General features: G+C 46.7%; 12 protein-coding genes. 3 read left to right on the top strand and 9 right to left on the bottom strand.

The window, feature by feature from the left end; all coding sequences use genetic code 11:
• Nucleotides 1–144: 144 nt before the first annotated feature.
• From METLIM_RS02155 to METLIM_RS02125, 8 genes are all read right to left on the bottom strand, one after another.
• On the bottom strand, nucleotides 145–1,023 hold the full coding sequence (locus METLIM_RS02155; RefSeq protein WP_004076216.1) for a class I SAM-dependent methyltransferase: 879 nt from the start codon (nucleotides 1,021–1,023) through the stop codon (nucleotides 145–147).
• Nucleotides 1,024–1,139: 116 nt separating this feature from the next.
• Nucleotides 1,140–2,195, bottom strand: a complete 1,056-nt coding sequence (locus tag METLIM_RS02150; protein ID WP_004076215.1) for a 60S ribosomal export protein NMD3 — start codon at nucleotides 2,193–2,195, stop codon at nucleotides 1,140–1,142.
• A complete protein-coding gene (locus tag METLIM_RS02145; RefSeq protein ID WP_245543574.1) occupies nucleotides 2,192–2,473 on the bottom strand; it encodes a DUF424 domain-containing protein in 282 nt (93 codons plus the stop codon). The genes METLIM_RS02150 and METLIM_RS02145 overlap by 4 nt, the downstream gene beginning before the upstream one ends.
• Nucleotides 2,474–2,663: 190 nt before the next feature.
• Nucleotides 2,664–3,497, bottom strand: coding sequence for a TatD family hydrolase (locus tag METLIM_RS02140; protein ID WP_004076213.1), 834 nt, complete (start codon nucleotides 3,495–3,497; stop codon nucleotides 2,664–2,666).
• 126 nt (nucleotides 3,498–3,623) lie between these two features.
• The gene (locus METLIM_RS02135; protein WP_004076212.1) at nucleotides 3,624–3,950 is read right to left on the bottom strand and encodes a dihydroneopterin aldolase family protein; all 327 of its coding nucleotides are present in this window, start codon (nucleotides 3,948–3,950) and stop codon (nucleotides 3,624–3,626) included.
• A gap of 192 nt (nucleotides 3,951–4,142) precedes the next feature.
• A complete protein-coding gene (locus METLIM_RS17495) occupies nucleotides 4,143–4,268 on the bottom strand; it encodes a hypothetical protein (RefSeq protein WP_281034212.1) in 126 nt (41 codons plus the stop codon).
• 142 nt (nucleotides 4,269–4,410) lie between these two features.
• On the bottom strand, nucleotides 4,411–6,531 hold the full coding sequence (locus tag METLIM_RS02130) for a minichromosome maintenance protein MCM (RefSeq protein ID WP_004076211.1): 2,121 nt from the start codon (nucleotides 6,529–6,531) through the stop codon (nucleotides 4,411–4,413).
• 48 nt (nucleotides 6,532–6,579) lie between these two features.
• Nucleotides 6,580–7,557: a replication factor C small subunit gene (locus METLIM_RS02125; RefSeq protein WP_004076210.1), complete on the bottom strand. Its 978-nt coding sequence runs from the start codon at nucleotides 7,555–7,557 to the stop codon at nucleotides 6,580–6,582.
• Between the two features lie 338 nt (nucleotides 7,558–7,895).
• Between METLIM_RS02125 and METLIM_RS02120 the strand changes: the two genes are divergently transcribed.
• The 3 genes from METLIM_RS02120 to METLIM_RS02110 all read left to right on the top strand — a co-directional run bounded on the left by METLIM_RS02120 (nucleotide 7,896) and on the right by METLIM_RS02110 (nucleotide 12,171).
• Nucleotides 7,896–8,651: a hypothetical protein gene (locus tag METLIM_RS02120; RefSeq protein WP_157202211.1), complete on the top strand. Its 756-nt coding sequence runs from the start codon at nucleotides 7,896–7,898 to the stop codon at nucleotides 8,649–8,651.
• Nucleotides 8,652–8,735: 84 nt separating this feature from the next.
• Nucleotides 8,736–9,494: a metallophosphoesterase gene (locus METLIM_RS02115; RefSeq protein WP_004076208.1), complete on the top strand. Its 759-nt coding sequence runs from the start codon at nucleotides 8,736–8,738 to the stop codon at nucleotides 9,492–9,494.
• Nucleotides 9,478–12,171 (top strand): DEAD/DEAH box helicase, encoded by a 2,694-nt coding sequence (locus tag METLIM_RS02110; RefSeq protein WP_004076207.1) that lies wholly within the window; start codon nucleotides 9,478–9,480, stop codon nucleotides 12,169–12,171. The genes METLIM_RS02115 and METLIM_RS02110 overlap by 17 nt, the downstream gene beginning before the upstream one ends.
• Nucleotides 12,172–12,551: 380 nt before the next feature.
• Here METLIM_RS02110 and METLIM_RS02105 read toward each other — a convergent pair whose 3' ends face one another.
• Nucleotides 12,552–13,106 (bottom strand): TATA-box-binding protein, encoded by a 555-nt coding sequence (locus METLIM_RS02105; protein WP_004076206.1) that lies wholly within the window; start codon nucleotides 13,104–13,106, stop codon nucleotides 12,552–12,554.
• Nucleotides 13,107–13,238 lie beyond the last annotated feature (132 nt).

Raw genomic sequence — 13,238 nt, 5'->3', positions numbered from 1 at the left:
ATCTCCAATCTCTGGGTTTTTTCCGGCTCTTTCTGATCTCCTGTGAAACAATAACCGTTTCATTCATCATCTGTGAACCGGCTGGCTCATGGGTGATTTTATTGATCCTTTACCCTGCCGGCAGGTCTGACGGTAATATTGCCTTTATGCAATCGTTACGTCCTGGACAATATGCCATCTTCCGGGCGAATACTTCTTGACTTTCACTGCCTCTATTTTACATCCATATCCCGCACTGCTGAGTATTTCCCTTATTTTATTCTCTACAGAATCTATACTGTGCAGGTGCAGTATGCTGCCTTTTTCTATATGAGGTATAAGGTCTCTGAGCATATTTACTGAGTCAAAATGGCCCATAATTACCCTGTCGTAAGTTCCGCTGAGGAGGTTTCTGCAATCGCCCAGGTCCGCGGTTATGTTATTTTTAAGGCCGTTTGCTGTTATATTTTTATTCAGGAAATGGTATGAGTCCGGGTTTAACTCCATTGCATGAACCATACCGCCGGCCCTTCCGGCAGGGATTGTAAAATAGCCGATTCCGGCGAACATATCCCCGATACGTTCTTCTCTCCCGGAATTTCTGACGAGGTTTTCAATTCTTATCTTCTCGTCCCGGTTTCCCATTGCAAACATTACCTTTGAAGGGTCGATGTAAAATATATGTCCGGCTTCCCTGTGGCAGGTTTCGCCGCAATCCCCGTATAATATTTCAGTATCCGGGATTCTCTTCCCGCTGTTAAATCCCTTCAGGAGGATGATACCTTTTGGGTTTTTCCATTCCCTGATCTCTGAAATTCCGGATTCTGTCGGCCTGCTCCCGTGGATTACGGCAATGTCGCCGATCATCTGGTATCCGGGGCCATTGTATCTCTTACGCTTTTTTATCTCTGTATCAGCGGCATATCCTTCCCTGACAGGCACATATGCAGTATCGCCTCTGACATAGGGCCGCCGGCTCTTCTCTGCCCATTCCCATCCGGAAATTTCTGACAGTTCTGATGTTTTAACAATTCTGCATCTCATGTCCGTTCTTCTGTTATTTCCTTCAATGGTGGTCTGTCAGGCAGGTCCGGAAGACCGGTATTCTCTGTTTTCCTGCATTTTTGCGGATGTATCCCTCTGTCTTATATTATTATTATTCATCCGACAGGGATCAATAGATCATTTTCAGGGTCGCGTATCACTCTTATTTCTGATCCCTCTCTGATATGGAGCCACTTTGGTATAAGCACCTCACGGCTTTCATAACTTTTCGGGTCTAAAATTCCGGCTGTGTCCCCCTCGGTATGTGTGACAAGGGCATTTTCAACTACCCTGATATTTCCAACCGATCTCTCAACTTCATCCTCACGCAGGGATTTGAGCATGCCGTCCTCAAAATCAAAGACCTTTAAGAGTCCGGATTCGATATACCTTACTTCGAGGTATTTCCCTTTTGAGTAGAGTATCTCACCCTTCTGGTATCTTGGAAGCCTTATTAAGTATGTTATCCTGTAAAGCGGTCTTCCGTCCTTCTCACCTATCAGTTTCGGGTGTTTTGTCACCTTTCCGCCAAGCCTTTTTTTGATCTCCCTTGAGATGCTCTCACCAAGATTGTGGCTGCTTATGACAATATCGACCCCGTCTTTTGTATTCTTGGTCTCGGTGATGAACGAAAGCCTTTCACCTGCATTCTGGACACTGTCCTCAATTTCGGTTGCGATCTCTTCTGTGACTGCCCTTTCGTGGTCATCCGGCCTTCTGCCATCTGCCCTTACCTGGATTACTCCGGCATAATATCCTCCGGAATATCTGCTGCACCTGTCGCACTGTTCCTTGATCCATACAATGAGTGTTCTGCATTCATCTTCCACATGCCTGCCGTAGATTTCCCCGCTGATTTTTATCTTTACTGATGTCCTGTTCGGGCTTGGGTCAAAGTGTGAGAGCTGTATATTGTAGTCATTCATATTTTCATGCAGATGAACTGCTGAGAGAGCAATCTCTGCAATAAGGTCTTCCGTTTCCATGTTGCAGTCTGACCATATTGCTCCGTTTTTAATCGAATTGCATGTGGGACACTGGGTGCACTGAACCCTTTTGTCGCAGACGAGCCATTCTGTCTCAGCTATTCTGCACTCCGGACATAGGCCTTTTTTTGTCGGTTTTCCGCATTTCGGGCAGATGTTCTGTTTGATGTCAATATCTTCAGTCATAGGATTTGCACGTGTGGTATGTCTTTTATGTATATGCAGCAGTCATCGTCTATTATTCCGCATCTGACTGCGACTGCAATTACTCTCTTTCCGATGAGGTTGGCATTTGTTGCCTTCTTCAGCGCCTTTTCAAACTCTTCTGCGGTGACTTTTTCGTTCCCGTAAAAATTTTCGCTGATCTCAATCTCTATTTTATCCTCTGATAGTGTTGTATTCAGTAATTCACAGTCGCATGCTGCAAGGACTTCTTCGCATCCCGGCGATCTGTGTATCTTCATGTACATATGAATAGTATCTGTCTGTATTATTGAATAAAGGAAATGATGGTGCAGTCCGGAGCTGACGGTTGTTGTTTTTCCGGACTGCGCTTTTGGTATTGTATACTGTAAGTTCAGTGTTTAATATTTGCGCTGTTATTCTTCTGTTTTTCACGTAAAAAAGAGTTTAAATGATATTATGTCTGTTATTTCAGTCTAAAGTGATCTCAACGCCGTAGATCTTCTCCGGGTTGTCTTTATGGATTTTATATGCCTGCTCTTCTGTTATTTTTCCGGATTCGATGAGCTTTCGTGTAAAACGCGGCACTGACTTTGGGCCGATTACCGAGCCGGGCCGGCTGTTCTCGTCCATGTAGTCGCTCTCCATTGTAAAGAGACGTCCCTGCCGGGCAAGGTCCGGTATTGCCTCATGTTTTGCGATTAATGACGGTGTGAGCGGTGTCTCCGGGATTCCGAAATGCTTGACTATTCTTTTTATGTCCATTCCGGAATTCTGTGCCATCACTGCGACGTCTCCACACGGGCCTGTCTCGGCATGTATCTGAAGCGCGCAGTCTGCATCTTCTGCAAGAGCTATTGCATGTGCAAGCACCCTGTTTGAGGCGTCCCATACTTCCGGAGTTACTTCATAGTGCGGTCTTCCACTCTTTAAGGCCACTGCTTTTCCTTCTCTGACATATTCAGCCGCAAGTGTAAGTCCGGCTGCCATCACATCCGCAGCTTTATCAACGGTCATTCCGGCGGCTGTCAGTTTTCCTGTCTCCGCCGGATGGACTCCGAGAATCGGAAATGCCTTTACTCCGTTCTCTGTTATCTCATCTGCAAGTTTTATTGTCTTTTCAAATACGGGCCTGAAGTCTTCCCCTGACTGCGGGGTAATTCCAAAGGACCATGACGGTTTTGTTACGAGAAATATGTGTGTGCCGCCTGATCTTTTAAATTCCAGTGCAGCTTTTATTCCTTTTCCGTTGACCGGGTCTATGTGCATGTGGTCATCGGTTATTGGTATATCTTTCAGAATCATTGTGGTGGGAAAATTATGCCGGAGAGGTTTTCTGCCGGTTTTATGTTCCGGATTATCAGCCGGCAGTCTCTTCTGTTGTTTCTGTTAAGTCCGGGGTCAGTTAATATCAGTTCAGATCGTTTTGATTCAGATCAGTTCAGTGATCTTCATCATGGGGTAGTCTTCCTCCAACTTCAGTTCTGCATGGCATGTTGCATTTCCGACTTTTGTCTTAATCTTAACATCAAACATCTTTCCGGACAGCTCACTGTACCCGAATGTATTCAGAACCATCTGTGAGGTGTCGATTTTTACTGATATTTCATCGACATAGGGCTGAAGTCCGACAGCACCTTCAATTGCCTTCTCAATGCTTCCGGCAGTCTGCGGGGAGATTGGTGTGCCTACCCACTGGTGGTAGAGTGCTCCGAGTTTGATTCCGGCTTCAAATGCTGCTTTTGCTTTTTTCTCCATAATCATATTTTGCAGTTTATCAGCATTAAATAGTAACGGGATATATCGGGTTGTTGTGGTTCGTCATGGATCATAACCGGATCATAATCGGATCATTTTTGCAATGATCTGCTCCTAATCGGATCATTTTTGCAATGATCTGCTCCTAATCGGATCATTTTTGCAATGATTAGGTTATGACCTAATTTTAATTCAGGAGTTGAGTCTGTAGGTTGTTGTTCTCCCCTTTCCGGCCTGTTTTAGAATATTCATTGATTCAGGTTCTATGAGTTCTCTCTTTGTTGTTCCGCTTGAGACAGATGAATGCGGGCTGTGCAAATCCTCAATTGAGATCCCCTTTGGCAGTTCCCCCGGATTGTAAAACCAGATGTGGTCATCTTTTAAAGTAATGTGGAGTCTAAAAAAAGGTTTTCCCGGTTTTTCCGGGTTTTTTTCCTGCCCGGGTCTGACCCTTCCGGTTTTAGATCAGCTTAATTATACCGTGCCTCGGCTCCATTGCCTCTCCGCTTCTTAAGAGATCATCAAGCCTCTTTCTGATGTCATCCTTACTATGGCCCTTCTGCTGAAGAATCTCCTGTACCTCTTCAATGCGTGTATAACCGTTGTCATCAGCATTGTTCCTGATGGTCTCCTTAATCTCACGGATGATATCACGGCGCTGTTTTGGAATGCCTGTGACAAGCTTATCTATATCAAAACTCTCGGTATTGGGATCATACGCCACGTCCCTTAAGCACCGGTCAACAATCCTGATAACCCTCTCGGCATCCTCGGTCTCAATCTTTTTGGAGAGCCTCACCCTTGCACTTGCCTCAGAAAGCCTCACAAGCGCTTCAAGCTGCCTTGCTGTTACAGGCACAGGTTTGTTGTCATCCGCAAATCCTCTCAGGCTGAGATAGTAGTCGATGAGCTTCTCCTTTGCCTCTTTTGAGAGCAGAGGGAAGCAGTTTCTCTTGGAATATGCGATATATTTCCTGAAGAGAGCCGGGTCGATATCCGGTGTCACAGGAGCAAGTGCTCTTTCGATGTATTCCGCATCAACACCCTCAATCGCCTCTTTCTTGGTATGTTCAATAAGCTCTCCGACTTCATGGGCTTTGAGTATATGCTCTCCGATTGCACGGTCCAGCGTGTTGTTCGGCTTGTCCTTCATGACAAATATGAGATCAAAACGGGAGAGCAGGGATGGCGGCATATTGATCTGCTCAGACATTGGCGCAAATTCATCAAAACGCCCCATCTTCGGGTTTGCCGCACCAAGCAGGGCACAGCGTGACCTTAAGGTCGCCGTAATTCCTGCCTTCGCTATAGAGATGGACTGCTGTTCCATCGCCTCGTGCAGGGCGCTTCTGTCATCCTTTGCCATCTTGTCCATCTCATCCACTGCGGCTATACCCATATCCGCAAGGACGAGTGCACCTGCCTCAAGTGTCCACCGGCCGTCACCAAATTCGTCCTTTACCGCCGTAGCAGTCAGTCCGGCAGATGTGGATGACTTTCCGCTCGTATAAATTCCTCTCGGTGAGAGCCTTATCACATAACGGAGCATCTGGGACTTTGCAATACCCGGATCTCCGACAAGGAGCATGTGTATGTCGCCCCTCAGGTGGCTCCCGTCCGGAAGTTCCTTCATGATCCCTCCGAAGAGAATCAGTGATATCGCCTCCTTTACCTCATCGTTACCGTAGATCGAAGGTGCAATTGAGTGTGCAAACTTATAATACAGGTCTGAATCCCGGCTCAGCTCCATTATATGCTCTTCATCCTCTTCGGAGATTGCCACCTCCTCAAACTCCTTCTCACTCATCTCAAGGGAGTTTGCCTCAAGATATATGTCAAAGAGTGAACTCTTGTTTCCGTGTGTTACACGCTGAATTGACCTTAAAATTCCGTTGATGACTATGCGGTCCCCCGGTGCTGCTATCGCAACCAGGTCATCTGTTATGTCGACATCAATAGTCTCAGGCTGTTCACCACCCCTAAGTCCCTCAGGAGACTCCTGCATCCTCACCTTCTGTACATCCAGGAACTTTGAGAGGGAGGGGACAAGCTCCATCTTTGTTGCACGCTCGCACTGCTCACATGGCCTGTATGGCTCCTGAAACTTTCCGTAGCCCTGCTTGTAAGGGGGAGTCATAGTTCCGCAGGTGAGGCATCTGAATACCGCTGATGTGAGCCTCGGCCTGACTTCGGTTACCTTCCTGACAATTCCCTCAATTGAGATGAATGTGTTGATGTGGTTTGCCCTGATCTCTCTGGCTGCTATCTTTTTAGGCAGGCCGATGAACCGGATATTTACTTCGTCTGCCTTCTCTTCCTCGTCCTTTGTAAAGATCAGGTTGTTGTTCTTTATCGCGTCCCTGACATCGCCTATTACCTTGCCGGGATTTTTCAGGATTTCATCTGCAAGTGAAAGTCCTTTCTTACCCCATTTCTCAAGCTGCCGGTAATCAATAACTACCGATCTCTTATGCGGGAATTCCCTGGCAATCTCACTTAGTTCCGCCTTGTAGTGCTTCTTTAAAAAGCGGGTCCAGTCTCCCGCCTTATCAGTAACATTTGCACTATTCTCTTCTGCCAAAAAAATTCTCCCTTACTATAGATATGCTGAATAATCTCTGTTTAAAGTTCAGTTACCGGCGCATTTTCTTGCACTTATTACTGATCTGGCAATGAGGGCTTCCATCTGTATTCCCGGGTCTGATCCCTCGCTTATCCTGAAATCTGTCTCACCAAGGTGCGAGATCATCTCAAGCTTAAGCTCACGTCCGATTGTCTTATGGCTGACAATGGTCCGGTATAGCTGGTTTATCAGCTCGTTTGGTGCAATACCTCTCTTTACTGTCAGTTCATCCAGTTTATGCCCGGCTCCGTCAAAGTCAGCTTCAATTATAATTTCAAGTAATTCCAGAATCTCATCCGGCTTTGCAGTCGATGTTATCTCAAAGATCATCTCCTCTTTGATCTCCGGGTCTATTATTGCCGCACCCTGGAGCGCATTGATGGCCTTTCTCATATCTCCGGCTGAGACATAGATTATCGCGCTAATCGCGTCTTCTGAGAGTGTCAGACCTTCATTTTCGGCTATGTGCATCAGTTCTTCAGTTATTGCTTCCCGGTCAAGTGGTCTGAACCGGTATATTGCGCACCGGGACTGTATCGGGTCGATTATTTTGGATGAATAGTTGCATGAGAGAATAAAGCGGCATGTTCTTGCATAATTCTCCATCGTCCTTCTGAGTGCTGCCTGTGCATCATTTGTCAGTGCGTCAGCCTCGTCAAGGAAGAGTATCTTAAACTCTGCGCCTCCTATCGGGGCTGTTCTTGCAAACTGCTTGATCTGATTTCTGACAACATCTATTCCCCTCTCGTCCGAGGCGTTCATCTCCCTGAAATTGACATTCCAGTGCTCTCCGTAGAATTCCTTTGCAAGTGCCACAGCCGAGGTGGTCTTGCCAATTCCGGCTGTCCCTGTGAAGAGGAGGTGTGGCAGGCTTTTTGTTTTCACGTAGGATTTGAGGCGTGAGACTATCTCTTTCTGGCCAACGACATCGTCAAGTCTTTTGGGCCTGTATTTCTCTATCCAGATTGTATTTGATTCATCCATGCGTCAGACTTCCGTATTTGGTTTATATTATCTTAGTCCGTCTGCCGGTTCTAAGTTTTTGCTATGCTGTAAGAATTATAGTGCAAAACCTGACGTTTTTTAATCATCGGAGTGAAACGGAGATGATTACAAAACGTGCACTCTTGTGGCACTACATAGTACTAAGCAGACTTTCCGGATAATCCCGGAAAGTTTTGCATTATACTATATTTGTCCCTGAAGAACTAATTATTATTCAGTAAATAATTTTTCAGTATGTGGCTTTAAGTAATTCACCCGGAAATATGAGCCGGGGCATTACGGGTGCGCTGCACCATACTGATTATGGATGGATAATTATGCCAGAACCGCCTGAATATATGTTTGCGTGTGAATTTGAAAAGGTCTCTGTGGAGGGGAGGGCTATGAAAATCCCGTCCGGAAAAAAACCTGTGGGTGATGTATTCATATCCGGTGCACTGACGGAGCGGTCTTTGAATAAAATGCAGAAGAGGGTTTTTATGAGGGTTGCGGATGCAACCGGGGTTTTCATTGTGAGCGCACAGGAAAATTCCCCTATGGCAGAGGGGATGCTCTCCCTGAAGGTCCCGTCATTCATTTCGGTATATGGCACGCTCTCATCCGGATATTACGAGGGCAGCCTGCGTCCTCTTGTTATACCATATACCGTTAAAGAGATATCTTCCGGAGTGAGGGATATTCTGGTGACAGAGACTGCAAAGAGAACTGTGCAGAGAATTAAGGGCTCCGGAAAGCCGGTATCCGGGGATATAATTCCGGTTTTAAATTCGGCAAAACTTATACTTGACACAGTTAAGGAGACTGGCAGTTCCAAAACTGCACCACCTTCCGGCGGCAGTGCTGATGGTGCATCCGCACAGTCTTCTGTTACAGATGATGACTCCCTGAGGGACGGGGTCATAATCCCGATTATAGAATCAGGAAGTGGGAAGAAGGGAATTTTAATGGATGAACTGTTTGAGAAGTGCAGGTCTGCCGGAATTCCGGATGAGAAGACAAAATCCATTCTTGTAGAGATGCTTGAAGAGGGCGACTGCTATATGCCGCCCGGCGGTTATCTGAAACTGCTCTGAAATTATGGTTTCCGGAGGTCTGGTGGTGATTGTAATGCTGAATTCCGGGCAGGCAATTATGTCTTACTGCAAGGGGGGATATGCATGATACCCCATTTCATGCCTGAAGGGCCGGCTGTTCTCGTTGAGAACAGGATGCGTGTTCTGGTTGTTGCCGACACGCATTTCGGGGCTGAGGCGGAACTTGCACGGAGGGGTGTTTATATAAAAAGCGGCTCTGAGGGCCGTCTTGAGAGGCTTTACAACTGTATTGACTCATCCGATCCTGACCTGCTCCTGCTTCTCGGCGATTTCAAGCAGTCGGTTCCCCTGACAACGAAGCAGGAATACTTTGAACTGCCAAAGATAATCTCCGGCCTGCGCAGAAGAACTGTAATACGGCTCACTCCGGGAAATCATGACGCTGGCATTGAGAGATTTCTGGAACCTGAAGAGATACTGCCTAAAAATGGTGTTGTGATTGACGGCACAGGGTATCTTCATGGCCACACATATCCCGACCCTGCCCTTCTTGGCGGTCTTATTCTGGTCGGGCATCACCATCCGGTTGCATACCTCTATGATCAGGTCGGCTGCTCACTCCGTGCCGGCCCTGCCTATCTCCTGAATGAAACAGACAACAGACAGCTTTCTTTGGATGGGGGTGCTCCTGAGGGCAGAACGAGGGTTCTCTTTGTTCCGGCATTCTTTGAGCTTGCGGGCGGAATGGATGTAAGCTGCCTTTCAAAGAGCGGACTTGGCCCTTTCTCAAGGGCTGTTGACCCGGATACTGCGGAAGTTTTTCTTGCAGACGGAACATATCTTGGAACAGTTGAGGAGATAGGGGATGGGAGAGGCATCTGATCTTATTGATAGAAATATTGCTGAGCTCCTTGTAAAGAGGGGATTTGATACTCTGTCAGATACACAGGAGAAGGCAATCCCTCCGATCTCTGCCGGAAATCATACTCTGTGCATTGCCCCGACAGGCACAGGCAAGACAGAGAGTGCAATGCTGCCTGTATTCAGCAGTCTTCTGCATACTGGTGGAGGCGGCTTTAAGGCTATATACATAACGCCTCTCCGTTCACTGAACCGTGATATCCTCTTCAGGCTTGAGTGGTGGTGCAGTGAACTCGGCCTGACTGTTGGTGTCAGGCATGGCGATACCAGCACAAGTGAACGGACAAAGCAGTCAAAAAAACCGCCCGACCTTCTGATAACGACTCCTGAAACCCTTCAGGCTCTTTTTATGGGCAAAAATCTCCGTGAGCACCTTAAAAATGTCCGTTATGTAATCATTGACGAGATACACGAACTTGCGGGGAACAAACGCGGTGCACAGTTATCAGTCGCCCTTGAGAGGCTTATTCCCTATGCAGGGAACTTTCAGAGGATCGGGCTGTCTGCGACTGTTGGAAATCCGGGTGATGTTGCGTCGTTTCTGACCGGAAACCGGCCCTGTGAGATTGTAAATATCCCCGCCGCACCATCGCTCTCAATTGATGTGAGGTACGCCGGCGGGAGCTTTACCAGTCAGTCAAAGGCTGTGGAAAAGGCAATTGAGAGGGAGGACTCGACCCTTGTCTTTGTTAATACAAGGGTCACTGCGGAGGCGCTCGGTCATGAACTCTTCGGGCGTGGTGATGTCGATGTCCATCATGGTTCACTCTCAAGGGAGGTCAGGATTGAGGCTGAGGACAGGTTTAAGGAGGGAAAGTTAAAAGCGCTCATATGCACCTCCTCAATGGAGCTTGGGCTTGATATCGGCCATATCAGCCATGTTATTCAGTTCGGCTCTCCAAGAGAGATCTCAAGGCTTCTTCAGAGGGTCGGACGCGCCGGGCACAGGCTCGATACTATGTCATACGGGACAATTCTTGCGACAGGGTTTGACGACCTCCTTGAATCCGGTGTAATAGCAACCCGTGCTCTTCAGAATGAGTGTGAGGACCTTCTGCTCTCAAGGAATGCCTCGGATGTGCTTGCCAACCAGATTGCCGCAATTGCGGTGGAATATGGTGAAATCAGCGTTCTGAGGCTGAAAGAGATCATCACAGGTTCTGCCTGCTTTCAGGATGCCGGCGGACTCATTGAGAGGGTTATTTTACAGATGGCAGAGCACCGCCTGATATGGCCTGAAGGGGGAATGGTTGCGAGGACAGGGCGGTGCAGAAAATACCTCTATCAGAATCTCTCAATGATCCATGACGAGAAGAAGGTGAAGGTCTATGACATCGTCTCAAGAAGAATAGTCGGGACACTTGATGAGTCCTTTGTTGTAAGCTTCATATACACAGGGGCGGTCTTCATCACAAAGGGGCAGTTGTGGCAGGTCATAGTACTTGAGGACGGGATGATTAAGGTTGAGCCTGCGCATAAACTTAAAGGAGAACTCCCGTCCTGGGAAGGTGAGCAGATCCCCGTTCCTTACGGGATTGCCCGGGAAACCGGCAGGCTCAGGCGGACGAGGAATTTCTCTGATTATCTCTCAGATGGTGCTTCCATATCTTTTGCAGAGAGTTTTATGGACGGCATGGATCATGCAGGATCGCCTGTTCCCTCAGATAATCTGATTGTTCTTGAGCATTTTGACGAAGGTGTTGTTATGAATGTCTGCGGCGGTCATAAGGCAAATGAGGCGCTTGGAAGGGCGGTCTCTGTTCTCCTTTCGGCAAGGTCCGGCTCTTCAGTCGGCATTGAGGTTGATGCCTACAGGGTGACTTTCCGGCTGCCAAAAGAGATCACTGCCACGGCAGTTATGGAGGCCTTAAAAAACCTTGAACCTGCTCATATACAGGGCATTCTCTCACTCTCCCTGAAACGTTCCTCCCTCTTTAAGTGGAAGCTGGTTCAGATTGCCAAAAAATTCGGTGCTATAGATGCGGACGCGGATTATGAGAAGATAAGCATACATCGCCTTATGGATCTCTTTGATAAGACTGTCATCTCGGATGAGGCATTCCGTGAGCTGTTCTCTTTAAAGATGGACGTGGAAAAGGCGGCTGAGATTGCCAGACGGGTTCAGTCCGGAGAAACAGGTGTCACCATCGCCCCGATAAGCGCCATCGGAAGTGAGGGCATAACCTCTTCGCGTGATCTCATCCCGCCCCCATCAACTGATCATGCGGTCATCAGCACTATAAAGAAGAGGATTGAGAATGACAGCATCCTGCTATTCTGCATGAACTGCCGGAAGTGGAAGAGTAAAACCGTTGTCGGGCGTGTGCCTGACGATATCGTCTGTCCTCTCTGCGGCGCAAGGCTTATTGCCGCATTAAAGCCGTATGAGGATGACCAGATTGCAATAGCAAAGAAGAAGAACAAGAGTAAGGAGGAGCGTGCGGTTGAGATAAAAATGATCAGAAATGCAAATATCGTTTTATCCAGCGGAAAAACGGCTGTGACTGCACTTGCCGCACGTGGTGTCGGCCCGGATACTGCCTCAGGAATCATTGCCACAATGGCGAAAGGTGATGACTTTTACAGGGAAATTTTAAAGGCTGAGCGTAACTACATCAGAACACACCGCTTCTGGTGATCCTTTTTTATGTGAATTGTGAATTGTGAATTGTGAATTGTGAATTGTGAATTGTGAATTGTGAATTGTGAATTGTGAATTGTGAATTGTGAATTGTGAATTGTGAATTGTGAATTGTGAATTGTGAATTGTGAATTGTGAATTGTGAATTGTGAATTGTGAATTGTGAATTGTGAATTGTGGATTGTGGATTGTGAATTGTGAATTACAAATTATTAATTGTGAGTTACAGTGGTGTAAAAAAAAGTCACAGTGAACAGCCGCGCTTCTGCAGCTTTTAAAATCATTCCGTATTATTCCGGAATTTTAATAAAATGTACGATTGTCCTGCTCTTATGCAGGTTTTTGATCTAAGAAAATTATTGGTTTTGTCTTCTTCATTACATTATGCTGTCAAGTTTTGATTCAAGAACATCAAGGCCGCTCTTTATGTCCTCCATATTCTTTCCGCCGGTCAGGATTATCTTTCCGGATGAGAATATAAGTGCAACAATTTTTGGCTCTTCAATCCTGTAAACAAGTCCGGGGAACTGTTCAGGTTCATATTCAATGTTCTCAAGGTTCAGCGTGACAACGATTCTGTTCAGGTTTACCGGTTTTCCCATGTCATATGAGCATACAATGTTTGTAACCTTGACATTGGGCACGTCAAATGTATCTACTCCGTTCTCTTTCAGTGATTTTATAATGATATCAAGCCCTTTTTCAAGGTCTTCATTATTCCTTATCCCTGTCAGAACAACTTTTCCGGAGGAGAACAAAAGAGCCGCAATCTTTGGCACAGTTATCCTTAATACAGCCCCTGGAAATCTCTTTGTATTAAGCTCACAATTATCAATGTTCTCTGAAATTGACTGCAAATCCATCTCTTTTGCGATTTCTCCGGACGCAACAATATTTTCAATCTTAAGTGAGTCGTAACTCTTCTCAGCCATTGCTTACTCAATTGAAAGCATCAGACCATAATATTAATTGTTTTGACCCGGAAAAATGGGGTGGCCATCTCAGCCGGCCTGTCCCCCGCTTCTGCTTAATATCGCCGGATAAATGACATATTATCTGAGATT

It is taken from the genome of Methanoplanus limicola DSM 2279 (genome assembly GCF_000243255.1).
GTDB classification, from domain to species: domain Archaea; phylum Halobacteriota; class Methanomicrobia; order Methanomicrobiales; family Methanomicrobiaceae; genus Methanoplanus; species Methanoplanus limicola.
The sequence above is the reverse complement of the archived record's forward strand: the minus strand, read 5'-3'. Positions and strand labels throughout refer to the sequence as shown.